Consider the following 25,299-nt stretch of genomic DNA (forward strand, 5'->3'; position numbering starts at 1 on the left):
AATTTAAGAGGTTAGATAAATGATTTTGGAATTTTGAGATTTTTTGATTTTGAAATTTTGTTAGTTTGGATATTTTAGAAATCTCCCTAAAATCAAAAAATCCGTAAATCAAAAAATCCGTAAATCAAAAAATCCCCAAATGATTAAAAGTCTTCTTCCAGGCTGAAGGTCTGCGCTTCTTTGCTGCCGCCCATTACGCCTGACTTCTGATAGTCACCCACACGTTTCTCAAAGAAATTGGTCTTGCCCTGCAATGAAATCATTTCCATGAAGTCAAAAGGATTGGACGCGTTGTATATTTTGCTGTAGCCCAGCTCAGACAGCCATCTGTCGGCCACAAACTCGATGTATTGTGACATCAGGTCTGAGTTCATGCCGATAAGGGCCACCGGTAAGGCTTCAGTGATGAATTCTTTTTCATAGCTCACCGCATCACGGATGATAGTGTGTACCTGCTCTTCGCTCAGTTTGTTTTCCAGCATGCTGTACAACAGGCAGGCGAATTCGCAGTGCAGGCCTTCGTCACGGCTGATCAGCTCGTTGGAGAAGGTCAGGCCCGGCATCAGTCCTCTTTTCTTCAGCCAGAAGATAGAGCAGAAGCTGCCGCTGAAGAAGATGCCCTCTACCGCTGCAAAAGCCACCAGACGCTCCGCGAAAGTGCCGTTCTCGATCCAGCGCAGCGCCCATTCCGCTTTTTTCTTCACCGCAGGCACGGTGTCGATCGCGTGGAACAGACGGTCTTTCTCTGCCGGGTCCTTGATATAGGTATCAATCAGCAAAGCATATGTCTCAGAGTGGATATTTTCCATCATGATCTGGAAACCGTAAAAACAACGGGCTTCCGGGATCTGTACTTCACTCATGAAGTTCACCGCCAGGTTCTCGTTCACGATACCGTCGCTGGCAGCAAAAAATGCAAGTACATGGGATATAAAGTGGCGCTCACCGTCATTCATGCTGGCCCAGTCTTTCATATCTGCGCTCAGGTCTATCTCTTCGGCCGTCCAAAAACTCGCTTCGTGTTTCTTATAATGCTCCCAAATCTTTGGATATTTGATCGGCAATAAGACAAAACGGTCCTTGTTCTCTTTTAAAAGAATTTCATTCTCGTTACTCATAATAATATTTTTTTATTCGGGTCGCGGTTTTTCGGTCTTTCCTATTTGGGGTTGGTATACTGAAAATTTCGCATATCTCACATTTACTACCCACCTGCTTCCAGCATCAATATCCTAAAACACATTACGTCCGGGATTACAAATGTAAGGAACGACATTAGCGAGGGCTGTTTTAGTTTTCAACAGGTGTGGAAAAACAATGTGAACATTGTTGGAATGTAGTGACAGCGCATGTTTCACGGGTATGTGGATAACGCTGGGTATAACAAATTTTTTTCATGAAAAAAGGATGACATTTTGTGCGATCAACGAATGAAAATCCGCTGAAACTTCCTCCCCGGGCACCATCAGTTATATACACAAAAATATTATGAATCGGCTAAAACAATGATGATCAGTGATAAAAAAGCCGCTGGCAAATTTTTGTTAAATTGAATACCGGAATATATTATCATAAGGATTAATTTTTCATATTTACGGCTGATCAACTATACATATGTCAGAACCGGTAATTGCCCTTCATACTGTCAAAAAGAACTATCAGGACGTGCCTGTACTGGATATCCCCCGCCTGGAACTGCCGGCCGGCATCTACTGGCTGCAGGGCGAAAACGGCGCGGGCAAGACCACCTGCATGAAAGTAATGGCCGGCCTCATACCCTTCAAAGGGGAAATCCGGCTTCGCGGCGATGTCAGCAGCAAAGACCATCCCGTGGCCTTCCGCCGCCTCATCAACTATGCGGAAGCAGAACCGTTCTACCCCGCTTTCCTCACCGGCCGCGACCTGCTGGAGCTCTATCTCGGCACCAAAGGCGGCGACCGCCGCCTGATCGGCGAAATAGCGGAGCGGATGGGCGTGCATGTCTTTGTGAATAACCCGGTCAGTACCTACTCCAGCGGTATGCTCAAAAAACTGTCGCTGCTCCTCGCTTTTACCGGCAACCCGGCGGTCATCCTGCTCGATGAGCCCCTCATCACCATCGATACCCGCACCCTGGCCATCATGTATGACCTCGTCCGCACCTGGCACGCCAACGGCACCACTTTCGTCATCACCTCCCACCAGCCGCTCGATCCCAACGAGGTTGCCCTCACCGGTACCCTGCGGATAACGGAGAAAAATATTACGCTCAATTGATATGCGTTCAGTTACGGCCATTCTGCAAAAGATATTCACCGCCCAATTTTATATCCAGAACACGGGCTTCTTCCTCGTGCTGTTCTACCTGATGTTCGGTGTGGTAGACAGCGGCAGCCTGCTCCCTTATCACCGGGGACTGATGCTGGGCTTCCTCGGCAACACCGTCTTCCTGCTGCTCGTCCTCGCGCTGTGGACACTCTATGCGCTCAAATGCACGGGCTTCGTCATGAAAGTGCTGCAAAGCCAGGGCTACGAATTCCTGTATCCTACTATGGGCAGCATGGACAAAAACAAACGGCTCCGCGCCTGGCTGCTGGTCCACAATGCCATCTACCTGCCGGTATGGCTGTATGCCGGCACGGCCATGGTAGTAGGCTTCCGGTATCAGTACCACGGAGCAGCGGTCTGTATCCTGCTTTTTAACATCGCCATGGCGGTATGGCCGGTGGCGCTGTACGACAGGAAACTGTTCCAGCCGGATACCTTCTTTTTTACCGGTTACCTGCAACGGTGGCTCAACCGCCACTTTACCAAACCGCCGGTGCTCTATTTCCTGTATGAACTGTTCACCCAGTTTCCCCGCCGCATCCTCTCGGCTAAAATTATCTCCGCCGTGGTGCTGTGGCTGACGTTTTTTCTTATGCACCAGGGCGATTACTTCGACCTGCGCGGCCTCCAGCTGGGCGTGATGGTGAGCGTATTACTGCATCTGCAACTGCTCACCCATCACCGCGCCTTCGACGACACATGGCTTAATTTCATGGAAAACCTGCCCATCAGCACTTTCCGCCACTACATACGCATGGCGGCCATCTACCTCATGATGTGGATACCGGAAATGGTGATGATCTCGGTGAACGCCTATACGAAAACGTCCCCGCTTTCACTGCTGATGGTGTTTGCGATGGCGCTGTCGCTATTGATGTTCTTCCGGTCGCTCTTATATTTTCCGAAGATGAATAATGAACTGCACGTGCGTTATGTACTGCTGACGTGTTTCGTAGTGCTGTTTATGGTGCTGGGGCATAATGAGTGGCTGGCGATCCTTTTGCTGCAGACGCTTTCAGCGATTGTCTTTTTTGCAAAATATCGTAAATACGAACCTCATATCGAGCCATAAAAAGAAAGGGCGGTTGTCGGCTCAGGTCCGGGCCTGCGATGTTATTCAGATACTTTTATTGCAATATAAACATAGTAGTTGATAGGATGTAGCCAGTGCTTGGGTGAAGCTCTGAAAAAATCAGGCTGACCAGATTGGTCAGCCTGATTTTTTCAGAGCTAATGTATTTTTTCGTTTATACGTTCATGTTCAATGAGAAGTGCTTACAAATTCCCAGTGCTTCAAGTCTATGCCAGGGCTTTTAACCAATATGAAGGCATAATGCCCAATCACCTCATTGCCCTGGGGGCCTGCATTCCGGGATCATTTATTTCCCCGCCGGCGGAAAACGATCGCTCAGCGCTGCCAGCGATTCGAGCATCAGCGGCAGTTGCTTGCGGATAAACTCATCCGTCAGGTTGCCGGTTTCGTCGAACTTGTGCTGTGCATTGGCAATCATGATCTCCGGTTTGTTCACCACGTGGGCGTTGAGGAACACCATCACCTGCCGCAGGTGGTATTGCATACGCGCAGTGCCTATGTTACCCTGGCTGGCGCCCAGGATAGCCACAGCCTTTTCGTTGAAAGGTTTGTCGGGGTGCCTGGAAAGCACGTCTATCACGTTTTTCAGGCCGCCGGGGATAGAGTAGTTGTATTCCGGTGAAATAAAGATAACCCCGTCGGAGGCTTCGATTTTCTGTACAAGCGGCACTACCTGTTCCAACAGCTCCGTATGTACATCGGCGTTATACATCGGGATGTGGTCGTAGAAAACCTGCTCAATGGTGATGTGCGACGGCGCCAATAGTTGCATGGCTTTCAACGCCATTTCGTTGTAGGACCCTTTTCTCAGACTGCCACAGAAGGCAATGAAATGGTACTTTTTTTCGACAGACATGGTGATACTTTAGATGATTAAATTCTTCTTTCTTTATTGATGAACTTCCGGTGAATGACTTCCTGTACCGGGATGTTCTCTATCTTGCTTTCCAGCCAGGAGATGATGTCCAGGTAGAGGAACGACCGGCGTTCGTACGGATCTTCGGAGATCTGCTCCAGCCTGTCTTTCAGGTCCACAAAGGCGCTGCGCAGCTCTTTGGGGTTGGCGTAAATATACCGGCGCAGGAACTTCATGATCGCTTCCATCACCAGTCCAAGGTCCTTGTGTTTGGAGATAAAGTGGTAAACGGATTTGATCAGGTATTCCACGAGGCTGTAGTTTTCCAGCTCGTAGTGGGCAATGAGATGCAGTATGCGGGCAAAACACTGAATGTCGGCGCGCAGGTTGCCGATCTTCAGGTTGATGATTTTGTTGAGATAAAAGATCGCTTTACTGTTATCGCCGCTGCCGAAGTACAGGCAGGCGATCTTGTAGTAAAACACCAGCACCCGGTGCTGGTCTATCTTCAGCGTGTGGTTGCTGATCTCCGATTCCAGCTCCGGTACCATGGCCAGACCCTGGCTGAAAGTACCCTCCAGGAAATAACGGTTGATCTTGGCGGTGTACAGGTACACAAAGGCAGAGGTGCGGGTATTTTCATGAAAGCTCTCTTCGTTGGCCCGGATGAAGGTCTCCAGGTCGCACAGCGCCGATTTGAACTTCTCAAAATTGGACGTATAGAAATGAGCGGTCAGCAGGTTGTGCTGCGCCTTGATGTACAGGTCCATGTCGGTCTGCTGTAACGTAGGGTACTGCTTGAACAGGTCTACCCACTTCTGGGTATACCGGTAGTACATCACGAAGTCCTGCAGAATATAATAATACCAGCAGGAAGCCTGGTAGAGATATATCTTCTCGTAGAAGCTCATCTGCGAGGCGTCGCGCTGCGGCAGCTGACCTTCAAAAAATGATTTCACCATTTCGGCGTCCCGCTCGTTGCGGGCGTGGCCCAGCTTCAGGTAAAGGCCGTACATACGCAATGATAGCGTACTCAGGCGACTGATATGCGTGAGCTGGTGTTCTATCTGCCGGGACTCTGCACTGAGCGCTTCCGCCCGGTTCTCCAGGCTGCGGGTGATATGTCTGGATTCAATCAGTTTCTCAAACTCCACAATTTCATAGCTGAGCATCACTTCTTCCTGCTCCACCGCCATCGTCTTGGCTTTGGCCAGTATTTTAAGGCTCTGGTTGTACAGCCCCTTGTTGTACAGCACCCTTGCGTGGTCCAGCTGCTCCCGCAGGTCTATCAGCGGGTCTTTCTGTTTGTACAACTGCCGGAGGCTCGACAACAGATGCTTGTACAGGTGTGCCTTCACATTGGACAACTGCTGCTTCTTCAGGTCCGGCACTTTCTTCAATATCTGCTCCTCGTCGTAGTCCTTCATTTTGTCCAGCGTATTAAATAGCTGGATGAACAATACGTCGTCTTTGGTATTATTCTTATTAAATGCCAGCTGAAAATTCCGCTTTTCAGCTTTTGTTAGCGTTTTTATTAATATGAATAAAGCGTCACTTTGACTGTTGGGCATCGTTAATAAAATCTTATAATAGATTGATAAACAATTATTTAGTGAATATCAATGTGTTTTAAAAGTTGTAATTATAGCAAATTTAGCGATATGGCAATTAAATATTGCCCATTAGATTTGAAGGTATAAACAATTTAAAAGGAAAGCATTAAGGATGGGAAAAACGTTATTTGATAAGATCTGGGACAGCCATATCGTGATGAGTAAGCCGGAACATCCGGACGCGGTGTATATCAACACACACTTTATCCATGAAGTAACCAGTCCCCAGGCATTCGACGGCCTTCGTAAACGTGGCATCCCGGTATTCCGCCCGCAGAAAACCAGGGCTACCGCCGACCACAACGTTCCTACACTGGAGCAGCACCTGCCCATCAAAGAGGCCCTGAGCCGCCACCAGGTGGAGATGCTCACCAAAAATACAACGGAATTCGGGGTGGAACTGTACGGCCTCGGTCATCCCTACCAGGGCATCGTGCACGTGATCGGTCCCGAACTGGGCATCACCCTGCCGGGCATGACGATCGTGTGCGGCGACAGCCATACCAGCACCCACGGCGCTTTCGGCGCTGTCGCTTTCGGTATCGGCACCTCAGAAGTAGAACAGGTACTGGCTACCCAGTGTATCCTGCAATACAAGCCTAAACGCATGAAAATAGCGGTGAACGGCACCCTGAAAAACGGCGTGCTGTCTAAAGACATCATCCTCTATATCATCTCTAAAATATCCGCTTCCGGCGCTACCGGCTATTTCGTGGAATACGCCGGCGACGCTATCCGCAACCTCAGCATGGAAGCCCGTATGACCATCTGCAACATGAGCATCGAAATGGGCGCCCGCGGCGGCCTGATCGCTCCGGATGAAACTACGTTCAGCTATATCAAAGGACGCCAGTTCGCCCCGCAGGGCGCCGAATGGGACAAAGCGCTCGCTTACTGGAAAACACTCTTCTCCGATGACGACGCAGCGTTCGATAAAGTACTCACCTTCGACGCCGCCGACATCGAGCCCCAGATCACCTACGGCACCAACCCCGGTATGGGCATGGGCGTTACCCAGCATATCCCGGCACTGGACCAGGTGGAAGAAAAAGAAAGGCCCTCTTTCAAAAAATCCCTGGAATACATGGACCTGCAACCCGGCAGCGCGCTGCTAGGCAAAAAAATCGACTATGTGTTCATCGGCAGCTGTACCAACTCCCGAATCGAAGACCTCCGCCTGGTGGCCGACTACGTGAAAGGCAAACGCAAAGCCGACGATGTGGTGGTATGGATCGTGCCCGGCTCCAAACAGGTGGAAGCGCAGGCCAAAGCAGAAGGCATCGACAAAGTATTCGCAGCAGCCGGTTTCCAGCTCCGCGAACCAGGATGCTCCGCCTGCCTCGGTATGAACGAAGACAAAGTGCCCGCCGGCATGTACTGCATCTCTACGTCTAACCGCAACTTTGAAGGCCGCCAGGGCCCCAACGCCCGTACCTTCCTCGCCAGCCCGCTCACCGCAGCTGCCGCAGCCCTCACCGGCCGGGTAACAGACGTCAGGGAAGCTTTCGGTCACTAGTCATCAAATAACTAAATTCCAAAATATCAAAATTCCAAAATGATCTGGGACGCCGACTTATATAAAACAAAACACGCCTTCGTGTTTCAATATGGCAACAGCCTGATCGGTGACTGGCTGCAACCACAGGAAGGGGAAACCATCCTCGACCTGGGCTGCGGTACCGGGGAACTTACCGCTCAACTGGCAGCCACCGGCGCCCGGGTCACCGGCCTCGATGCTTCCCCCGATATGATCGCCACCGCACGGCAGTCATTCCCGGAAGTGACCTTCGAAGTGGGCGACGCCACCACCTTCACGCTGCCGCAGCAGTTCGACGCCATTTTCTCCAACGCCACCCTGCACTGGGTACGGGAAAAAGAAAAGGCCATCAGCCGCATGCACGCCCAGCTGAAAAAAGGCGGTCGCCTCGTGATCGAAATGGGCGGCAAAGGAAACGTGGACAGCATCCTGCAGACGCTTGACAAAGTGATGCAGGCCAAAGGCTACCATTACGAACCCTTCTGGTATTTTCCCTCTCCGGGCGAATACGCCACCCTGCTGGAAAACGCCGGCTTCCGTGTGGAAAGGGTCCACTTCTTCGACCGCCCCACCCAACTGGCAGACGTGAACAACGGCATCATCGACTGGCTGGAGATGTTCGGCAAACATTTTTTTGCCGGGGTTCCGGAAAACGATCAGCAGGCTATCCTGCAACAGGTACAGCACGAGCTGGCGCCACAGCTTACCCGCGACGGACAGCTCTATGCAGATTATGTGAGACTGCGCGTAGCCGCCATAAAAATCTAAACAGACACTATCATGAGTAAAATATTCCAACACCTTGTTTCTTCTGCGGTACCCGTACCCATTGAAAATATAGATACCGACCAGATCATCCCGGCCCGCTTCCTGAAAGCTACCACCCGGGACGGTTTCGGTGAAAACCTTTTCCGCGACTGGCGCTTCGATGCCAACAACCAGCCGAAAGCTGATTTTGTGCTCAACAATCCCATCTACAGCGGTAAAGTGCTGGTGGCCGGTAAAAACTTCGGTTGCGGCTCCTCCCGTGAACACGCCGCATGGGCCCTCGCCGATTACGGCTTTAAAGTAGTGGTGAGCAGCTTCTTCGCGGATATCTTCAAAAACAATGCGCTCAACAACTTCATCCTGCCGGTACAGGTCAGCGAAACCTTCCTCGATAAAGTGTTTCAGGCCATCGAAGCAGATCCGGAAGCAAAAATAGAGGTAGACCTGGAAAACCAGTTGATCCGTATCGTGGCCAGCGGCGAACAGGAAAGCTTCGATATCAACGCGTACAAAAAGACCTGTCTGCTCAACGGTTATGATGATATCGACTACCTCCTGAGCCTTCGCCAGGACATCGAAAAATACGAAGGCACCCGGGCATTCAATTTCTAAACAATCACTAAAACAACAACATAAAAGCAATATCCTGTATGGGCGTAGAGAAGAAAATATTGGTAATACCCGGCGACGGCATAGGCCAGGAAGTAACCACCTGGGGACAGAAAGTACTGACTGCCATCGCTGCTAACTATCACCACAAATTCACGTTTGAAGAAGGTATCATGGGCCACGTGGCCATCGAAGCCACCGGCGACCCGCTGCCTGAAGAAACGCTGCAGAAGGCTAAAAACAGTGACGCTATCCTGTTTGGCGCCATCGGTCACGCGAAGTATGACAACGATCCAACGCTGAAAGTAAGACCGGAGCAAGGCCTGCTGAAGATCCGCAAGGAACTGGGCCTGTATGCCAACCTACGCCCTATCAAGCTGTTCGACGAACTGCTGGAAGCCTCCAGCATCAAGCCGGAAATCCTCCGCGGCGCAGATATCCTTTTCTTCCGCGAACTTACCGGCGACGTGTATTTCGGCGAAAAGAAAAGAACAGAAGACCGCAATACCGCTTCCGACCTTATGATCTATCACCGGTATGAAGTGGAGCGCATAGCCCGCAAAGCATATGAGGCTGCCCGCACCCGCCGCAATAAACTCTGCTCCGTAGACAAGGCCAACGTACTGGAAGCCAGCCGCCTGTGGAGAGAAGTGATGCAGGAAGTGGCCAAAGAATATCCCGATGTGGAAACAGAACATATGTTCATCGACAACGCTGCCATGCAGCTGATCAAAGACCCGAAACGTTTTGACGTAGTGGTAACAGGTAACCTCTTCGGTGACATCCTCACCGACGAAGCATCCCAGATCGCAGGTTCCATGGGTATGCTGGCTTCAGCGTCTGTAGGCGATAAAGTAGGCTTCTACGAACCTATCCACGGTTCTGCACATGACATTGCCGGTAAAGGCATCGCCAATCCGCTGGCGTCCATCCTGTCTGCCGCCCTCATGCTGGACATCTCCTTCGGCCTCAAAACCGAATCACAGCGCGTGATCAAAGCGGTGGAAGCTACGCTCCGCCAGGGCTACAGGACAATGGACATAGCCAACAAACATACCGTGAATGAATTCATCATGGGCACAGACGCCATGGGCGCCAAAGTGCTGGAAAACCTGAACTAATTTTTTCATTGAAAATATTACACTATCATGGATAAAAATCGTGTATACGTCTTTGATACTACCCTGCGTGACGGCGAACAGGTCCCTGGTTGCCAGTTGACTACTGTCGAAAAAATTATTGTAGCGAAAAAACTGGAAGCACTGGGCGTGGATATCATCGAAGCCGGCTTCCCTATCTCCAGCCCCGGCGATTTCCAAAGCGTGGTGGAAATATCCAAGGCAGTGACGGAACCTGTTATCTGCGCGCTCACCCGCGCCAATACCACCGATATCGATGCTGCCGCCGAAGCCCTGCGCTTCGCTAAACGCAAGCGTATCCATACCGGTATCGGCTCCTCCGATATTCACATCAAACATAAATTCAACAGTACCCGCGAACAGATCGTGGAACGCGCCGTTGCCGCCGTAAAATACGCCCGCAAATTCACCGATGACGTGGAGTTCTTTGCGGAAGACGCCGGCCGCGCAGACAACGCTTTCCTCGCACAGATGATCGAAGCTGTGATCGCTGCAGGCGCCACCACCGTGAACATCCCGGACACCAACGGCTACTGCCTGCCCGATCAGTACGGCGCTAAAATCAAATACCTGGTAGATCACGTCTCCAATATCGATAAAGCCATTATCTCCGTTCACTGCCACAACGACCTGGGCCTGGCTACCGCCAACACCATCGCCGGCGTTATGAACGGCGCCCGCCAGGTAGAATGTACGATCAACGGTATCGGCGAACGCGCCGGTAACACTTCCCTCGAAGAAGTGGCCATGATCCTGAAAACGCACCACGGACTGGGATATCATACCAACATCAACGCTAAAGGCATCTACGATATCAGCACGCTGGTAGAAAAAATGATGCGCATGCCGGTACAGGCCAACAAAGCGATCGTAGGCCGCAACGCCTTCGCACACAGCTCCGGTATCCACCAGGACGGCGTGCTGAAACACCGCGAAAACTATGAAATCCTCAACCCGGAAGACGTTGGCATCAACTCCAACTCCATTATCCTCACCGCCCGCAGCGGCCGCCACGCCTTAAAGCACCACCTCGAACGGCTGGGCTACAAAATGGATAAGATCAACCTCGACGAAGTATACCAACGCTTCCTCGAAATGGCGGACAACAAAAAAGAAATCAGCGATGCAGACCTGCAGCAACTGATGGGCGACGGTGACGATAAAAATTATGGTGATAAAGCCATTAAAGTAACACTGTTACAGGTAGTGTGCGGTGATCCGCTGCGCCCTATGGCAACCGTGAAACTGCGCATCAACGGGGAAGACCGGGAAGCCAGTGCTGCCGGCAACGGCCCGGTAAATGCCACTATCAACGCTATCCACGCCATCATCAAGGATGATATTGAACTGGATGAATTCAGCATCCAGGCCATGCACGGCGGCAGCGAAGACGTCAGCAAAGTAAATATGCGCGTAAAACACAACGGCCAGTCTTTCTACGGCTTCGGTTACTCTACCGATATCGTGAATGCCTCTGTACATGCCTATGTAGACGCGCTCAATAAGATATACTAACTATTGCCAACAAAATGTACAACGGAGTTGTGGTGACTAACCGCAACTCCGTTTTTTTGTGTAGCATGGTTTTTGTTGACTGCGTTCTCACAAATCAACTAGAGTCATTTTAAACTACACAGTATGAAATTTAACCATGTCTTGTTGGGCATCGTATGCCTGTTTGCCGCTGCCGCCTGTCACAAAACTACTTGCGAACAGGAAAGTTATCCTCCTGTAAAAGCAACACGCGTAGACGGCAGCCCAGACAGCATCCGCTTTAACCTGAGCTACTACAGTTCCCGTTGTGAAGAGTTTACCGGGTTTAATGAATCTGATTCTTCCGGCATACATGTCGTGTATGTGAAAAGCCTTTTCAGGTCCTGCAATTGCACAGACTCGCTTCAGAAGGTAGAACGGCCTTACGCTGTTAAAACACCAGGTCCTGGTACCTATTATTATAAATGGGGCCCTTACATGAGTAAGATCGACACTGTTATTATTCCTTAAAAGAGAATGGACCGGATTCGGGGCTGCCTGCGCGGTAGTCCCAAACCGTAGCCCTTCAGTCCGGGGACGTAATGTCCATCAGGGGATATTTTTTATAATCCGGGAGATAAAAATGCCACCATTCCGTGCGGGACCCTTTGAAACCGTGTTGTTTCATCGTGTCGCGCAGCAGTTTACGGTTAGCCGTTACTGTTGGATCGGCGGGTACATAATTTTCATGCGCCTTTTTGGTGAAATCGTCAAAGTCCGTTGGCATAGCCACGGGCTTTCCCGTTTTAAGGTCTGCCATGGACAGGTCCACCGCTACGCCACGGTTATGCCCGGAGCCTTTGCGCGGGTCGGCGGCGTACAGATCGTTGGGAACGATTTTGAACATGGCTTCTGTGATCCGGTAGGGACGGTATGCGTCATATATCAGCAGGGTATATCCCTTTTTATTCAGTGCTGCCTGTACGGCTTTCAGCTTCTCGGCGGCAGGCCGGCGCAGATAGATCTTCGTGTGCTGATAGAGCTGCTGATGGGTGAAATTATTGGTAGTGGCGTATCGCACATCTTTACGGATATGCGGTATAAAGGTCTCCAGGTCTACCAGCTGCTGGTTGCTGTCCTTTTTTACCAGTTGCGCGTACTGCTCCGGGGTGCCTATCACCAGCAGGCCGTATTGATTGGGTTTGGGTTGCTGGGCGGCAGCCTGCTGTAAAAGGCCTCCCAAAAGGGCTGTCAATATCAGTTTTCTCATGGTCTCAAATGGTAAAAAGTCGTTCATTTGATCCGAAAATTATTGAATTTTGCGAAAATTAGGCAAGAAAGTATGAAATACAGTGAAAATACAATTGCAAACCGCTTGGTAAAATAGGTATTTTAGAACCCTTAAATATTTTTAATATGGAGCTGTTCAGATTAGATCACAAAGTGGCGGTTATCACCGGTGGTGGTAGCGGCATAGGACAGGCGATCGCTAAATGCTTTGGCGCCCGGGGTGCCAGCGTGCATATTATAGAACTGAATGAAGAAGGGGGCCGGAACACGGCAGAAGAAATCAAAGCGGCCGGCGGACAGGCGCAGGTACACGCCTGCAACGTGGCCGACCAGGCGGCGGTGATCAACGTAATGGACAGCATTGTGCAGCAGGCCGGTAAACTGGACATCCTGGTCAATTGCGCCGGTATCGCCCATGTAGGCAATCTTGAGAACACCAGTGAACAGGATTTCGACCGGGTATACCAGGTGAATGTGAAAGGTACCTATAACTGTATGTATGCAGTCATCCAACAAATGAAGGCCCAGGGCGGCGGGGTAGTGCTGAATATCGCTTCCATCGCCTCCAGCGTGGGTATCCCCGACAGGTTCGCCTACTCCATGAGTAAAGGAGCTGTGCTCACCATGACCCTGTCTGCCGCCAAGGACTACCTCGGCAGCAATATCCGTTGCAACTGCATCTCCCCGGCAAGGGTACACACCCCGTTCGTAGACGGCTTCATCGCTAAAAACTATCCCGGTAAAGAGGCGGAAATGTTTGATAAACTGAGCAAAACCCAGCCGATAGGCCGCATGGCCAAGCCGGTGGAAGTAGGGCATCTCGCCCTCTACCTTTGCTCTGATGAGGCTGGTTTTATCACGGGATGCGACTATCCGATCGACGGTGGTTTTATCAGGTTAAATAATTAATAGATTGAATGTGATGAATATAGCTGAAGGTTGTTATCTTTCAATCTATTCATTCATCAATCATTAATAACGATTATGCAACATTTTCGTGTATGGCTGGTAGCACTGGCAGCATTAGCTGCTACCGCCTGTAATTCGGGAACCGGAAACAAGAACAACGGCGCTGATACGGCTACAGCACTCACACCTGCCACACCCGCAGGCACCGTGGACGTAGCTATTACCGGCAGGGACAAAGACACCCAGACGATCACCATTAAGTTTCAGATAAAAGATCTGAAAAAAGAAAAAACATTTGAGCAGATGGTGCTGAAAGATGCACCCGAAGCAGAACTCTTCAAAGTGTTGTGGGATGAGCCTAACAGCGCTTACATCGGGGTGCTGAAGCCCAACCACGCTGTGCGTTACTATCACGCCAGCCAGGACGGCAACGATCTGAAAGTACTGTGGGCGACTTCTCCGCCGGAACGTATCTGGAAATACATGGAGAACACGATGGGCCTGGGTAAAGTGTCCGCATCCGCGGAGCTGACCAAAAAGTACAGCAAAAACATGCAGTCAGGCCAGATCATCGCCGACTTCATCGCAGAAATCAGACCGGACAACAGTCCCGATAGCATAGAGCTCTATGTGGAATTCGGCGGTGTGCAAAAAAGCATGTACATCGGCATTCCGGCAGGGTATCAGCCTACCATCCAGCAAACAACAGAGGCGGACCATGTGTACTTCTCGCTGGTAAAAGATGGCAAGGCGGAACCTTTCATCGACCTGAAAGTGGACAACGGCCGCTTACAGGTGCAGACACTGAAAGAAATCAAAAAAGACTAAAGGATAACAATAAAAAATATTGAAATGAAACTGATCAGGTTTGGTTTACCGGGACAAGAGAAACCGGGCATTGTTACAGAAGCAGGGATGTTTGACGTCAGCGCTTTTGGTGAAGATTTTGGAGAACAATTCCTGGCTTCCAACGGCCTGGAACGCCTGTCCCAATGGTGGGCACAGCATGGCGCTTCCTGTCCGCAGGTACCTGCCGGCACCCGTCTGGGCGCTCCGTTCCAGCGGCCGTCCAAGATCGTGTGCATCGGTCTCAACTATGCCGACCACGCCCGCGAAACCAATGCGCCGATCCCCACGGAACCCATCGTGTTCTTTAAAAGCACTACCGCACTGGTAGGCCCCAACGATGACCTGATGATTCCGCGTAACAGCGAAAAAACAGACTGGGAAGTGGAGCTGGCCGTGGTAATCGGTAAAAAAGCCTCCTACGTGGAAGAAAAAGACGCGCTGGACTATGTAGCCGGCTACTGCCTGCACAACGATTACAGCGAACGCGCCTTCCAGCTGGAAAGAAACGGTCAGTGGGTAAAAGGCAAAAGCTGCGATACCTTCGCACCTATGGGGCCCTGGCTGGCGACGAAAGATGAGATCAGGGACGTGAACAATCTGCGTTTATGGCTCACCGTTAACGGCCAGAAAATGCAGGATGGCAACACCTCCAATTTCATCTTCAACGTACCGTTCGTAGTGGCTTACCTGAGCCAGTTCATGACACTGCTCCCGGGCGATGTTATCTCCACCGGCACACCGGCAGGCGTAGGCCTCGGCATGAACCCGCAGGTATACCTGAAACCGGGCGACGTAGTGGAACTGGGCATCGATGGCCTCGGCACTTCCAAACAAACAGTCGTAGCCTTTAAATAACCGCATATGAACCGTTATTGCCTGGCACTGGACCTGGTCGACGAGCCACAGCTGATAGCCGAATATGAAGACTATCACCGCAACGTATGGCCGGAGATCAAAAAAAGCATTACCGACAGCGGTATCCAAAACATGGAAATCTACCGCGCCGGCAACCGCTTGTTTATGATCATGGAAGTGAACGATACTTTCTCTTTTGACCGAAAAGGAGCCATGGATGCTGCAAATCCTACAGTACAGGAATGGGAACAGCTTATGTGGAAATACCAGCAGGCTTTGCCGGTAGCCAAACCGGGAGAGAAATGGATCATCATGGATAAGATCTTCACGTTATAATTTTTTGATTTTCGATTTTTTGATTTTCGGTGTCGGGGCAAAACCTGCGCTCTATTCCGGAAATCAAAAAATCGGAAATCAAAAAATTTCAAAATGATATTATGGTAATCGACGCACATCAGCATTTCTGGCAGTATGATCCCGTCCGCGACGCCTGGATAGATGATTCCATGCAGGTCATCCGCAGGGATTTTTTTCCGGAACACCTGGAACCCGTGCTGGCCGCCAATGGCGTACACGGCTGTGTGGCGGTACAGGCAGACCAGTCGGAAAATGAAACCGCTTTCCTGCTGGGCCTGGCGGATAAACATCCGTTCATCAAAGGCGTGGTTGGCTGGACAGACCTGCGCGATCCCCACCTGCGGGACCGCCTCGCCGCCTATGCCGCCCACCCCAAACTCAAAGGCTTCCGGCATATCGTACAGGGCGAACCCGATGTTAATTTCCTGCTAGGAGACGACTTTTGCCACGGCATCGCCGCCCTGGCGGAATTCGGATTTAGCTACGATATCCTCGTATATCCGAAGCAGTTAGCCGCCACGGCCGCTTTCGTACAAAAATTTCCGGACCACCGCCTCGTGATAGATCATCTGGCTAAACCGGATTTTAAAACCGGGGAGCTGGACGAATGGGCCGCTTACATGCGCCGGATCGCCCAGGCACCGAATGTGTACTGTAAGCTCAGCGGACTGGTGACGGAAGCGGACTGGCAACACTGGCAGCAGGAACACTTCGAACCATTTCTCGATGTGGTACTGGAATGTTTTGGGCCCAACCGGCTCATGTTCGGGTCTGACTGGCCCGTTTGCCTGCTGGCGGCGGAATATGCGCAGGTGAAAAACATCGTCACCACCTACATCAGTAAATTATCAACAGCAGAACAAAACAACATTATGGGAGGCAATGCCATCTCATTCTATCATCTATAATATAAAGCATAACACCACGCATATGGATTTAGGATTACAGGAAAAAGTGATTATTGTTACCGGCGGCGCCAAAGGTATTGGAGAAGGTATTGCAAAACTGATAGCAGCGGAAGGAGGCATCGTCGTAATTGCCGGCAGAAATGAAACAGACAACAGCAAAACCGTTGACGAGATTATCAGGGCTGGAGGCCAGGCCTATGGCGTTAAAGCCGAGCTGTCCAATGTTGAGGACTGCCGTAAAGTGATCGCTGAAACCATCGGGAAATACGGAAAAATAGACGGCCTTGTGAACAACGCCGGTGTAAATGACGGGGTAGGGCTGGAAAATGGCAGCCCCGAGCGCTTTATGCAATCGCTGCAAAACAACCTGTCACACTACTACAACCTGGCCCATTTTGCGCTGCCTTACCTGAAAACCACCAAAGGCAATATCGTGAATATCGGCTCCAAAGTAGCGACCACCGGCCAGGGCAACACTTCCGGTTACGCTGCTTCCAAAGGCGCCATCAACGCGCTGACCCGCGAATGGGCGGTAGAACTGCTGCCTTACTCCGTACGTGTCAACACGGTCATCCCCGCCGAAGTGTGGACACCCCTGTACGAAACCTGGATCAATTCCCTGCCCAATCCGAAAGAAAAACTGGCTTCCATCACCGCCAAAATCCCTTTTGAGCAGAGAATGACCACCTCAGACGAGATCGCCAACACCACCGTGTTCCTGCTGTCTCCCCGTTCATCACATACAACCGGACAGATATTATTCGTTGACGGAGGTTATACACACCTCGACAGGTCCATCAGCTGAGCATTTGCCGACTAAACTGATACATCACTCTTTCACCTGAAAACAATAAACTCTTCGTTATGGCCGGAGGCGCAGTAAGTAATTCCACCTATACCAGCAGTCCCCCAAGCGGAAAACAGGCTGGCAACTACCTTTTCCCGTTTATACTGGTCACCAGTCTGTTTTTTTTATGGGGCCTGGCATACGGCCTGCTGGACGTGCTAAACAAACATTTCCAGGAAGTGCTCAATATAACACCGAAACGCTCCACCCTGCTGCAGGGCGCTTACTTCGGCGCCTACTTTATCATGGCTTTGCCTGCCGGCATGTTTATGAACAGGTTCGGCTACAAGAAAGGGATTATCATGGGGTTGCTGCTGTATGCAGCCGGCGCATTCCTTTTCTACCCGTCAGCCCGGGCGCTCAATTTCGATTTCTTCCTGCTGTCTCTCTTTGTACTGGCCTGCGGGCTGGCCTGCCTGGAAACCGCGGCCAACCCGTACGTTACCGTCCTGGGACCGAAAGAATCCTCTGAACAACGGTTGAACCTGTCACAGTGTTTCAACGGGCTGGGATCTTTCCTCGGGCCTGTCATCGGCGGCGCCCTCTTTTTCGGCAGCGGGAAAGACGACCTGACGTCCGTACAGCTCACCTATATCGTTATCGGCGTGGTAGTATTGCTCATCGCCGCCTTCTTTTACCGTACCAAACTGCCCGAAATCAAGGAAGCGGAAGGAGAAGCAGTCATGAAAGACGAAAGACCGCTTTTTGCCCACAAACATTTTGTTGGCGGCGTTATCGCGCAGTTCTTTTACGTGGCCGCCCAGGTGGGCGTAGGAGCGCTGTTCATCAACTATGCTACCGAATACTGGCAGGGTACTTCCAATGAAAAGGCGGCCTACCTGCTGTCTGCAGGCATGGTGCTGTTCCTCGCCGGCCGTTTCGTTGGTACCGCCCTGATGCGTAAAATCGCCCCGAATCAACTGCTGGCGCTCTACGCTTTCATCAACGTACTGTTGTGCGCTTTTGTGATGACAGGCAGCGGGGCCGCTTCCGTATACGCGCTGATAGCGGTGTTTTTCTTTATGTCTATCATGTTCCCGACGATCTTCGCCCTGGGGGTGAAAGACCTGGGAAAACATACTAAAAGAGGCGCTTCTTTTATCGTGATGTCTATCGTAGGCGGGGCATCTGTTCCCTACCTGATGGGTGTGGTGACAGAAATGTATTCTACCGCCATTTCCTACGGTATTCCGCTGCTTTGCTTCGTGGTAGTGTTCTACTATGGCTGGAGGGGCTACAAGAGAAGCTAGGCCCTTTTTAATCCTTTAATCCGCAAAATCATCGTATCTTCCTGAACACAAAAAGGAATACCATGATCTTGCGGATTTTTACTTCCTATATCTTCCGTTGTGTCCTGATATGCCTGCCTATCCTATGGATCTGCGGATGTGCAAAAAATGATAAAAAAGACGACCCGCCACCGGCGTTTTATACCTGGATGTACCTGGATTTCTCCCACGAGATGAATGGCAGCCAGCTGGTCAGAAACACAAAGCTTTACACGAATCCTGCCGGTGAAACCTTCCGGGTTTCCCAATTCCGTTACTATCTCAGCAACTTCGCCCTGGTGGATAATGCCGGGAAAACCATCCCACTGGCATCCGCCTATTTCCTGGTCAACGATGCCGTGGATTCCACCAAACGGCTGCGGCTCGACAGTGTGCCGGCCGGCACCTTTACTGCTATCCGTTTCCTCATAGGGGTAGACAGCGCCCGCAACAACAGCGGCGTCCAGTCGGGCGCGCTGGCCCCGGAAAACGGCATGTTCTGGACCTGGAACAGCGGTTACATCATGGCGAAGCTGGAAGGCACCTCCGATGCGGTGGCATCCCCCACGCATGAGTTCCAGTGGCATGTGGGCGGCTTCAAAGGCCCCTATAATGTGCTGAAAACGGTGGAGTTGCCCCTGAGCTTCCATGTAGGCGCATTTACCGCAGCGATACCGCGTTTCAATGTGGCGGCCAATGTGGATAAATGGTTCGCGCCCAATACGGCCAGCTTCGCACAGTCGCCCATTATCATGGCGCCGGGCGAAGCGGCGCTCAACATCGCCAAAAACTATCAACAGATGTTCTCCATTAAAAACTGATACCACGGATGCGCCATAAAGCGTTATATATCGCTGTTGCCTTCGGGACCCTGTTGCTGCTCGCCCATGCCTGTAAAAAGGAGAACAGGAACGGTAGCGGTAGCCCCGGACCGGAACCGGTAACGTTGTCGCTGCCACCCGGATTCCCCGATCCGGTATATAACTTTTCCGGTAATCCGCTGACGGGACAGGGAATAGCGCTGGGCCGTTTTATATTTTATGATTATCGTCTGTCTAAAGACAGCACTGTTTCCTGTGGCTTCTGTCATCAGCAGTTCGCCGCCTTCGGGCATTTCGATCATGCGCTGAGCCATGGTGTAGGGGGCAAACAAGGCAATCGCTCTGTACCGGCGATCTTTAATATGATCTGGCAGAAAGAGTTCATGTGGGACGGAGGAGTGAACAACCTTGAAATACAACCGTTGACACCGCTTACTGATCACCGGGAAATGGGAGTGGACCTGAAAGAACTACTGCAGAAAATGCAGGGCGATCCCAGGTACCGCCAACAGTTCAAAGCTGCTTTCGGTACGGAAGAAATCACCAGTGAACGGATGTTCAAAGCCATTACCCAGTTTGTGGGCACCATGATTTCCGGTAATTCCCGCTATGACAGCATTATCCGCAAAGTGCCGGGAGCGGCTTTCTCGCCGGATGAACAGGTGGGCTATGCAATATATCAGCAGAAATGTGCGGCCTGTCACAAAGAGCCGCTCTTTACTGACCTGAGCTATCGCAGCAACGGTCTGCCTTACCTGGCAGCGCTCAACGATGTTGGCCGCATGAAGATCACCGGCAATACGGCTGACTACCTCAAATTCAAAGTACCTTCGTTGCGCAATATCATCAGGAGTTCCCCCTATATGCATGATGGCCGTTATCTTGATATCTTCCAGGTATTCGATTTCTACGATCATGGCGTCAAAGATACCATCACCACCGACGTGCTGGTGCGCAAAGGCGTTTCCCTTACCGATCAGCAAAAGCGGCAGCTGTACCTGTTCCTCAATACCCTTACCGACTATACGCTGATCAACAATAAAGACCTCTCCGAAGTACTGATAGAGCCGTAAAACAAAACCGCCACCGATAAAAATATCAGTGGCGGCTTTGCAAAAAGTAATCGCTGAAAAATCATCCCTTCGCTCTTTTATAACAGGAGGCGATATGATCGTTGACCATACCGGTAGCCTGCATATAGGCGTAACAGATAGTAGACCCTACAAATTTGAACCCGCGCTTCAGCAGGTCCTTGCTCATAGCGTCTGAGATGGGCGTCTTCGCAGGTACTTCCTGTAATGATTTAAAATTGTTGACAATGGGTTGATGGTTCACGAATGACCAGATGTAGTTGTCGAAGGTGCCGAACTCCTTTTGTACGGCCAGAAAGGCCTTGGCATTGGTAACTACGGCGTTGATCTTCAGTTTGTTCCGGATGATCCCTTCGTTTTCCAGCAGCTTCGCGATTTTTTTATCATCGTATTTGGCAATCTTTTTCGCATCCCAGTTATCGAATGCCTTACGGTAGTTTTCCCGTTTGGTGAGTACGGTGTACCAGCTAAGGCCGGCCTGTGCGCCTTCAAGGCAAAGCATTTCGAAGAGATGCTGGTCGTCATGATGGGGGGTGCCCCATTCATGGTCGTGATAGTCTTTATACAATTGATCTTTCAGGCTCCAGCCGCATCTGGTTTTTTCTACAGTTCCCATTCATTGATAATTTTTCTGACCCGGTTTTTATATTCGCCCAGTTCGTTCAATGTCTCGTTGATAAAGGCATTGTCTTCCAGGCTGCCTACCACTACATTCATTTCGTTGGCATTATCATAGGCCAGTTGGCGGAAAGGATTTTTATAGTCTTTCTCCCTCGAATGGCGGATGTTGTGCGCTATCCATTCCATTGTGCGGGTAGAGTCTTCCAGCCATTCTGCGAGTAATGCAGGGGTAAAGTTTTTCAAAGATACCTCTTTTATTTCCAGCATACTGGCAACGGCGTGTTGTAGTTTGTCGGTGGCGTATTCTTTACCGATCTCAATGTACTGTTCGTGCAGCTGTGGCCAGCCGGCGATTTTATTTTTCCGGATTTTCTGCTTCAGCAGGTTAACGGTTTCCGCCTTCATCAGTTGTCCGCCGATGTTATGCCATTCGCCGCGTTTGGCTGTTTTAACAGCAGCCTGTAAAGCGAGGAATGATGGTTTGCTGGCGGCAATGATGTTTTTCATACCATAAAAAACAATCAGTTCGCGGAAGAGCGCGTAGGCTTTGTGCACTTTCAGCAGCTGTACCTCACGGGAGCTGTTTTCCATGCCTTTGACCAGGATGGTCAGGCGGGCTACTTCTTCCGGTTGCTGCAACAACAGTTCCTTTCCTTTTTTACGTAGGTCCTTTTCCGTTAGTTCCTTTTTGGGCGTGTTTTCCGGCAGCGCGTACCATGCATTGCCTACAGCAGCTTCCATGATGGCCAGTCCCTGGAACATTTCCTCTACGGAGTCCGGGGCCAGGTAATCATATTCTATCTGCTGGGTTTTATCGGTGCGTTTGTCGCGGTCCACATATTTCCAGGAATTGCGGGCGATGGCGTACATGTTGTGCATGAACCAGTAGCCGGGCATGATCTTGAGCCGGTTGTCATGCTCATCGTTCAGCACGAGGCAGAAAGGGATATTGATATGCAGTTCAGACATATAGTTACCCTTGGAGATGAGCGTGAAGCTGGCGAATTTGGAATTGTGTTTCAGGCTGACGCACAGTCCGGGCCAGAAGCCTCTGCCGGCGAGGATTTCGCCGTCAGCGCCGCGGGAGTTGTGATTGGAGCCGATGGTAGCGCCGGCTGCCATATTGCTTTGTCCCATTACCAGCGCCGCACAGAGGAACGAGTTGTTGTGGTGCTGTTCATGCGCCGGAAATATCAGGGAGTTGAGCACTTCGCAGCAGGAGATGGTGGCGTTGTTGCCGAGGTAGGAGTTGATCAGACGGGCGCCGTATTTCAATTGTGAATGCGAAGCCATCACAAAGCGGACGGCTTTTACGCCGTAGAAAACGCGGCAGCCGTAGCCAATGATACCGTTCACCAGTTCACAACCTTCTCCTATCTGTGAAGCCGCAACGCTGCTGCTGTTGATGGTAAGGTTTTTTAGCTTGTTGGCGCCTTTAAGATAGGCATCGGTACCGATGGTCACGTCTTTGATGATCTTACAGTTTTTGATCACGCAGCGGTCGCCCACCATGCCGTAATAGCCGCGGCGTTTGTCAAACTGTTTTTCGGTAAAGGCTTTGAACTGCTGCTGCAGCTGCAGGTCATCGCGGTAGCGTGTCCAGAGGTAGGCGTCGCCGGGCAGCATGCCATCGAAGGGCATCACGCTTCTACCGCCGTTTTCGTTGCAGAGTTCCAGCTGGATACGCCCGCTTTCAGACTCGCCTTCTTTTAAAATGCCGTTCCCAAACTTGGCATAGTCGGTGGTGGCCATCTCGTTGACATTGGCGACGATCACTTCGTTGCCCAGTATATAGTGGGAGAGGTAGTTGACATTATGTACCACCACGTTGTCACCGAAGTCGCAGGCGCAGATGGTGCTATTGTACAGTCCTACCGGCAGCCGCAGGTTGTGAAACTCGAGATAATACGGTTCCAGTTTACCGATGCGCACCATGCCAAAGAAGTGGCAGTGCTGCACCAGCTGCGGGTTAAATTCGTTGGAAACAAAAATATTGTTCCAGTCGTCGGAACTGTTATCGTTGCGCACGAGGGCCTCCACCTCATGCGCCAGCAACCGTCTGTATTCGCCCTGCCGGCTCCATTGCTCGTTACGCAGGTAGTATTCGTCTTTTCCCTTGGGTAACTGGGTTTCAATAAAGTTGTAACCCAGTTCGGATAGTGGTTTCTTTTTGATGTTGTTCATGGATAAGATCTAGGTTATTCAACAGTCACACTCTTCGCCAGGTTTCTCGGTTTGTCTACGTCAAACCCTTTCATGACGCCGATGTGATAAGCGAGCAGTTGCAAGGGGATAACGGAGATAATAGGTGCAACGAGTTCATCTGCTGAAGGTACAAAAATAACGTCATCTGCCATGGGTGGAATGGTTTGGTCTCCTTCCGTCACAACCGCTATCACTTTACCTTTACGGGCTTTAATCTCTTGTATGTTGGACACTACTTTTTCGTAGTAGCTGTCTTTTGTGGCCACGATCACTACGGGCAGGTTTTCGTCTACCAGTGCAATGGGACCGTGTTTCATTTCCGCTGCGGGATATCCTTCCGCGTGGATGTAGGAAATTTCCTTGAGTTTGAGGGCTCCCTCCAGTGCCACCGGGAAGTTGTAACCACGGCCCAGGTAGAGGAAGTCGCGTGCGTCTTTGTATTTGGCGGCGACCTTTTGTACCTGGTCGTCCAGCTTCAGGGCTGTGGCCACTTTTTCAGGGACCTGGTCGAGTTCATCGAGCAGGTGCTGGAAGCGCTGGGTGGTGATGGAACCTTTCTCTGCGGCTATTTTCAGGCCTACGAGGCACAGCACGGCCAGCTGCGCGGTGAAAGCTTTGGTGCTGGCTACGCCGATTTCGGGGCCTGCGTGCGTATAGGCGCCGGCGTGAGACAGTCGTGCGATGGAAGAACCTACCACGTTACATACGCCGAGGATGATAGCGCCTTTTTCTTTGGCGGCTTCGATAGCAACGAGCGTATCGGCCGTTTCACCTGACTGGGAGATGGCGATGATCACATCACCGGGACCTACAACCGGGTTGCGGTAACGGAACTCGGAAGCATATTCCACTTCCACAGGGATGCGGCATAGTTCCTCGATCATATATTCCGCTACGAGGCCGGCATGCCAGGAGGTACCGCAGGCAACGATGATGATACGCTTGGCATTGCTGAGCGTTTCAGCGTATTCGCGGATGCCACCCATGGTGAGGGTGCCTTTTTTAGCATCGAGACGGCCGCGCAGACTGTCAAAGATCGTTTGCGGCTGCTCAAAAATTTCTTTCAGCATGAAGTGGGCATAGCCGCCTTTTTCGATGGCCGCCAGCTCGATGTCCAGCTTCTGTATATATGGTGTCTGTCTTTCGTTGGAGATATTTTTCAGGATCAGTTCATCCGCTTTGATAATGGCAATTTCGTAATCGTTGACATAAACTACCTCCTTGGTATATTCTACGATGGGGGAGGCGTCGGAAGCGAGGAAGTGTTCTCCTTTACCTACGCCGATCACGAGGGGACTGCCCTTGCGCGCTGCAATCAGCGTGTCAGGATTGTCTTCATCGATCAGCACGATCACGTAAGCGCCCACGACTCTTTTAAGGGCGATACGCAGGGCCTCTTCCAGCGAACACTGATTTTGTTTTTTGATCTCTTCAATAAAGTGCAGCAGCACTTCGGTGTCGGTATCGCTTTGAAAAACATGTCCCTGGTTAACCAGTTCCTGTTTCAGTTGTACGTAGTTTTCGATGATGCCGTTGTGTACCATCGATAGTTTTCCGTCACTGGAAACGTGAGGGTGTGCGTTGCGGTCACAGGGTTCGCCATGCGTCGCCCACCGGGTATGTCCGATGGCGATGGGGCTGCGCATGTCGTAACTGGAGGCGTATTCTTCCAGTGCCGCCACTTTGTCTTTCTTTTTGTAAACCCGTAGTCCGTCATTGATGATGGCTACGCCCGCGCTGTCGTAACCGCGGTATTCCAGTCTTTTTAGGCCTTTCAATACTACCGGGTATGCTTCTCTGTGCCCGATGTAAGCTACAATTCCACACATGTGTTTAAGCGTGTTTTTTGGTGAGGGTGTTCATTGCAATATCGCATTAATTGT

General features: G+C 51.0%; 24 protein-coding genes. 17 read left to right on the forward strand and 7 right to left on the reverse strand.

Translation table 11 applies throughout. The annotated features are described in order from the left end of the window. Positions 1-143: 143 nt before the first annotated feature. Positions 144-1,118, reverse strand: coding sequence for a ribonucleoside-diphosphate reductase small subunit (locus B5D63_RS26975; protein ID WP_078671978.1), 975 nt, complete (start codon positions 1,116-1,118; stop codon positions 144-146). A gap of 496 nt (positions 1,119-1,614) precedes the next feature. Between B5D63_RS26975 and B5D63_RS26980 the strand changes: the two genes are divergently transcribed. Together B5D63_RS26980 and B5D63_RS26985 are read left to right on the forward strand one after the other, a co-directional pair. After that, on the forward strand, positions 1,615-2,256 hold the full coding sequence (locus B5D63_RS26980) for an ABC transporter ATP-binding protein (protein ID WP_078671979.1): 642 nt from the start codon (positions 1,615-1,617) through the stop codon (positions 2,254-2,256). A gap of 1 nt (position 2,257) precedes the next feature. Further along, entirely contained in the window at positions 2,258-3,379 is a 1,122-nt protein-coding gene (locus B5D63_RS26985) for a hypothetical protein (RefSeq protein ID WP_078671980.1), read from the forward strand. Positions 3,380-3,686: 307 nt separating this feature from the next. Here B5D63_RS26985 and B5D63_RS26990 read toward each other — a convergent pair whose 3' ends face one another. Next, positions 3,687-4,256 carry an NADPH-dependent FMN reductase gene (locus B5D63_RS26990; protein ID WP_078671981.1) on the reverse strand — a complete coding sequence of 190 codons (570 nt, stop codon included), beginning with the start codon at positions 4,254-4,256 and terminating at the stop codon, positions 3,687-3,689. A gap of 17 nt (positions 4,257-4,273) precedes the next feature. Next, positions 4,274-5,716: a hypothetical protein gene (locus tag B5D63_RS26995; RefSeq protein WP_235021636.1), complete on the reverse strand. Its 1,443-nt coding sequence runs from the start codon at positions 5,714-5,716 to the stop codon at positions 4,274-4,276. A 265-nt stretch (positions 5,717-5,981) separates the two neighbouring features. Here B5D63_RS26995 and leuC point away from each other — a divergent pair, with 265 nt between their 5' ends. From leuC to B5D63_RS27025, 6 genes are all read left to right on the forward strand, one after another. Beyond that, positions 5,982-7,385 (forward strand): 3-isopropylmalate dehydratase large subunit, encoded by a 1,404-nt coding sequence (gene leuC / locus B5D63_RS27000; protein ID WP_078671983.1) that lies wholly within the window; start codon positions 5,982-5,984, stop codon positions 7,383-7,385. Positions 7,386-7,424: 39 nt separating this feature from the next. Then, entirely contained in the window at positions 7,425-8,174 is a 750-nt protein-coding gene (locus B5D63_RS27005; protein ID WP_078671984.1) for a methyltransferase domain-containing protein, read from the forward strand. Positions 8,175-8,186: 12 nt separating this feature from the next. Then, the gene (leuD, locus tag B5D63_RS27010) at positions 8,187-8,786 is read left to right on the forward strand and encodes a 3-isopropylmalate dehydratase small subunit (protein ID WP_078671985.1); all 600 of its coding nucleotides are present in this window, start codon (positions 8,187-8,189) and stop codon (positions 8,784-8,786) included. A gap of 38 nt (positions 8,787-8,824) precedes the next feature. Then, positions 8,825-9,904 carry a 3-isopropylmalate dehydrogenase gene (gene leuB / locus B5D63_RS27015; RefSeq protein WP_078671986.1) on the forward strand — a complete coding sequence of 360 codons (1,080 nt, stop codon included), beginning with the start codon at positions 8,825-8,827 and terminating at the stop codon, positions 9,902-9,904. A 27-nt stretch (positions 9,905-9,931) separates the two neighbouring features. Next, complete coding sequence (locus tag B5D63_RS27020; protein WP_078671987.1) at positions 9,932-11,437, forward strand: 2-isopropylmalate synthase; 1,506 nt, start codon at positions 9,932-9,934, stop codon at positions 11,435-11,437. Between the two features lie 123 nt (positions 11,438-11,560). Next, positions 11,561-11,926: a hypothetical protein gene (locus B5D63_RS27025; protein WP_078671988.1), complete on the forward strand. Its 366-nt coding sequence runs from the start codon at positions 11,561-11,563 to the stop codon at positions 11,924-11,926. Positions 11,927-11,981: 55 nt separating this feature from the next. Here the strand turns inward: B5D63_RS27025 and B5D63_RS27030 are convergent, their stop codons facing one another. After that, on the reverse strand, positions 11,982-12,692 hold the full coding sequence (locus B5D63_RS27030) for a M15 family metallopeptidase (protein ID WP_078671989.1): 711 nt from the start codon (positions 12,690-12,692) through the stop codon (positions 11,982-11,984). Between the two features lie 119 nt (positions 12,693-12,811). Here B5D63_RS27030 and B5D63_RS27035 point away from each other — a divergent pair, with 119 nt between their 5' ends. From B5D63_RS27035 to B5D63_RS27075, 9 genes are all read left to right on the forward strand, one after another. Then, complete coding sequence (locus tag B5D63_RS27035; protein WP_200817108.1) at positions 12,812-13,594, forward strand: SDR family NAD(P)-dependent oxidoreductase; 783 nt, start codon at positions 12,812-12,814, stop codon at positions 13,592-13,594. Between the two features lie 75 nt (positions 13,595-13,669). Continuing rightward, complete coding sequence (locus B5D63_RS27040; RefSeq protein ID WP_078671990.1) at positions 13,670-14,422, forward strand: hypothetical protein; 753 nt, start codon at positions 13,670-13,672, stop codon at positions 14,420-14,422. 24 nt (positions 14,423-14,446) lie between these two features. Continuing rightward, positions 14,447-15,298 carry a fumarylacetoacetate hydrolase family protein gene (locus B5D63_RS27045; RefSeq protein ID WP_078671991.1) on the forward strand — a complete coding sequence of 284 codons (852 nt, stop codon included), beginning with the start codon at positions 14,447-14,449 and terminating at the stop codon, positions 15,296-15,298. A 6-nt stretch (positions 15,299-15,304) separates the two neighbouring features. Continuing rightward, the gene (locus B5D63_RS27050; RefSeq protein ID WP_078671992.1) at positions 15,305-15,634 is read left to right on the forward strand and encodes an L-rhamnose mutarotase; all 330 of its coding nucleotides are present in this window, start codon (positions 15,305-15,307) and stop codon (positions 15,632-15,634) included. 101 nt (positions 15,635-15,735) lie between these two features. Next, positions 15,736-16,563, forward strand: coding sequence for an amidohydrolase family protein (locus B5D63_RS27055; protein ID WP_078672358.1), 828 nt, complete (start codon positions 15,736-15,738; stop codon positions 16,561-16,563). 22 nt (positions 16,564-16,585) lie between these two features. Beyond that, positions 16,586-17,368 (forward strand): L-fucose dehydrogenase, encoded by a 783-nt coding sequence (locus B5D63_RS27060; protein WP_078672357.1) that lies wholly within the window; start codon positions 16,586-16,588, stop codon positions 17,366-17,368. A gap of 59 nt (positions 17,369-17,427) precedes the next feature. Then, a complete protein-coding gene (locus B5D63_RS27065) occupies positions 17,428-18,660 on the forward strand; it encodes a sugar MFS transporter (protein WP_078671993.1) in 1,233 nt (410 codons plus the stop codon). Positions 18,661-18,722: 62 nt separating this feature from the next. Then, positions 18,723-19,499, forward strand: coding sequence for an MbnP family protein (locus tag B5D63_RS27070; RefSeq protein WP_078671994.1), 777 nt, complete (start codon positions 18,723-18,725; stop codon positions 19,497-19,499). A gap of 8 nt (positions 19,500-19,507) precedes the next feature. Beyond that, positions 19,508-20,572 (forward strand): cytochrome-c peroxidase, encoded by a 1,065-nt coding sequence (locus tag B5D63_RS27075; protein WP_078671995.1) that lies wholly within the window; start codon positions 19,508-19,510, stop codon positions 20,570-20,572. Positions 20,573-20,633: 61 nt separating this feature from the next. Here B5D63_RS27075 and B5D63_RS27080 read toward each other — a convergent pair whose 3' ends face one another. From B5D63_RS27080 to glmS, 3 genes are read right to left on the reverse strand one after another with little or no spacing between them, the layout of a single operon-like run. Further along, positions 20,634-21,206 carry a DNA-3-methyladenine glycosylase I gene (locus B5D63_RS27080; RefSeq protein ID WP_078671996.1) on the reverse strand — a complete coding sequence of 191 codons (573 nt, stop codon included), beginning with the start codon at positions 21,204-21,206 and terminating at the stop codon, positions 20,634-20,636. Continuing rightward, positions 21,194-23,395 carry a DUF4954 family protein gene (locus B5D63_RS27085; RefSeq protein ID WP_078671997.1) on the reverse strand — a complete coding sequence of 734 codons (2,202 nt, stop codon included), beginning with the start codon at positions 23,393-23,395 and terminating at the stop codon, positions 21,194-21,196. The genes B5D63_RS27080 and B5D63_RS27085 overlap by 13 nt, the downstream gene beginning before the upstream one ends. A gap of 14 nt (positions 23,396-23,409) precedes the next feature. Further along, a complete protein-coding gene (gene glmS, locus B5D63_RS27090) occupies positions 23,410-25,245 on the reverse strand; it encodes a glutamine--fructose-6-phosphate transaminase (isomerizing) (protein ID WP_078671998.1) in 1,836 nt (611 codons plus the stop codon). Positions 25,246-25,299 lie beyond the last annotated feature (54 nt).

The sequence above is a fragment of the Chitinophaga eiseniae genome (assembly GCF_900167135.1).
Classification (GTDB): Bacteria; Bacteroidota; Bacteroidia; order Chitinophagales; family Chitinophagaceae; genus Chitinophaga; species Chitinophaga eiseniae.

Coding starts and splice junctions, on each gene's coding strand:
- B5D63_RS26975 (WP_078671978.1), bottom strand. CDS start 1,118: ATGAGTAACGAGAATGAAATTCTTTTAAAAGAGAACAAGGACCGTTTT.
- B5D63_RS26980 (WP_078671979.1), top strand. CDS start 1,615: ATGTCAGAACCGGTAATTGCCCTTCATACTGTCAAAAAGAACTATCAG.
- B5D63_RS26985 (WP_078671980.1), top strand. CDS start 2,258: ATGCGTTCAGTTACGGCCATTCTGCAAAAGATATTCACCGCCCAATTT.
- B5D63_RS26990 (WP_078671981.1), bottom strand. CDS start 4,256: ATGTCTGTCGAAAAAAAGTACCATTTCATTGCCTTCTGTGGCAGTCTG.
- leuC (WP_078671983.1), top strand. CDS start 5,982: ATGGGAAAAACGTTATTTGATAAGATCTGGGACAGCCATATCGTGATG.
- B5D63_RS27005 (WP_078671984.1), top strand. CDS start 7,425: ATGATCTGGGACGCCGACTTATATAAAACAAAACACGCCTTCGTGTTT.
- leuD (WP_078671985.1), top strand. CDS start 8,187: ATGAGTAAAATATTCCAACACCTTGTTTCTTCTGCGGTACCCGTACCC.
- leuB (WP_078671986.1), top strand. CDS start 8,825: ATGGGCGTAGAGAAGAAAATATTGGTAATACCCGGCGACGGCATAGGC.
- B5D63_RS27020 (WP_078671987.1), top strand. CDS start 9,932: ATGGATAAAAATCGTGTATACGTCTTTGATACTACCCTGCGTGACGGC.
- B5D63_RS27025 (WP_078671988.1), top strand. CDS start 11,561: ATGAAATTTAACCATGTCTTGTTGGGCATCGTATGCCTGTTTGCCGCT.
- B5D63_RS27030 (WP_078671989.1), bottom strand. CDS start 12,692: ATGAACGACTTTTTACCATTTGAGACCATGAGAAAACTGATATTGACA.
- B5D63_RS27035 (WP_200817108.1), top strand. CDS start 12,812: ATGGAGCTGTTCAGATTAGATCACAAAGTGGCGGTTATCACCGGTGGT.
- B5D63_RS27040 (WP_078671990.1), top strand. CDS start 13,670: ATGCAACATTTTCGTGTATGGCTGGTAGCACTGGCAGCATTAGCTGCT.
- B5D63_RS27045 (WP_078671991.1), top strand. CDS start 14,447: ATGAAACTGATCAGGTTTGGTTTACCGGGACAAGAGAAACCGGGCATT.
- B5D63_RS27050 (WP_078671992.1), top strand. CDS start 15,305: ATGAACCGTTATTGCCTGGCACTGGACCTGGTCGACGAGCCACAGCTG.
- B5D63_RS27055 (WP_078672358.1), top strand. CDS start 15,736: ATGGTAATCGACGCACATCAGCATTTCTGGCAGTATGATCCCGTCCGC.
- B5D63_RS27060 (WP_078672357.1), top strand. CDS start 16,586: ATGGATTTAGGATTACAGGAAAAAGTGATTATTGTTACCGGCGGCGCC.
- B5D63_RS27065 (WP_078671993.1), top strand. CDS start 17,428: ATGGCCGGAGGCGCAGTAAGTAATTCCACCTATACCAGCAGTCCCCCA.
- B5D63_RS27070 (WP_078671994.1), top strand. CDS start 18,723: ATGATCTTGCGGATTTTTACTTCCTATATCTTCCGTTGTGTCCTGATA.
- B5D63_RS27075 (WP_078671995.1), top strand. CDS start 19,508: ATGCGCCATAAAGCGTTATATATCGCTGTTGCCTTCGGGACCCTGTTG.
- B5D63_RS27080 (WP_078671996.1), bottom strand. CDS start 21,206: ATGGGAACTGTAGAAAAAACCAGATGCGGCTGGAGCCTGAAAGATCAA.
- B5D63_RS27085 (WP_078671997.1), bottom strand. CDS start 23,395: ATGAACAACATCAAAAAGAAACCACTATCCGAACTGGGTTACAACTTT.
- glmS (WP_078671998.1), bottom strand. CDS start 25,245: ATGTGTGGAATTGTAGCTTACATCGGGCACAGAGAAGCATACCCGGTA.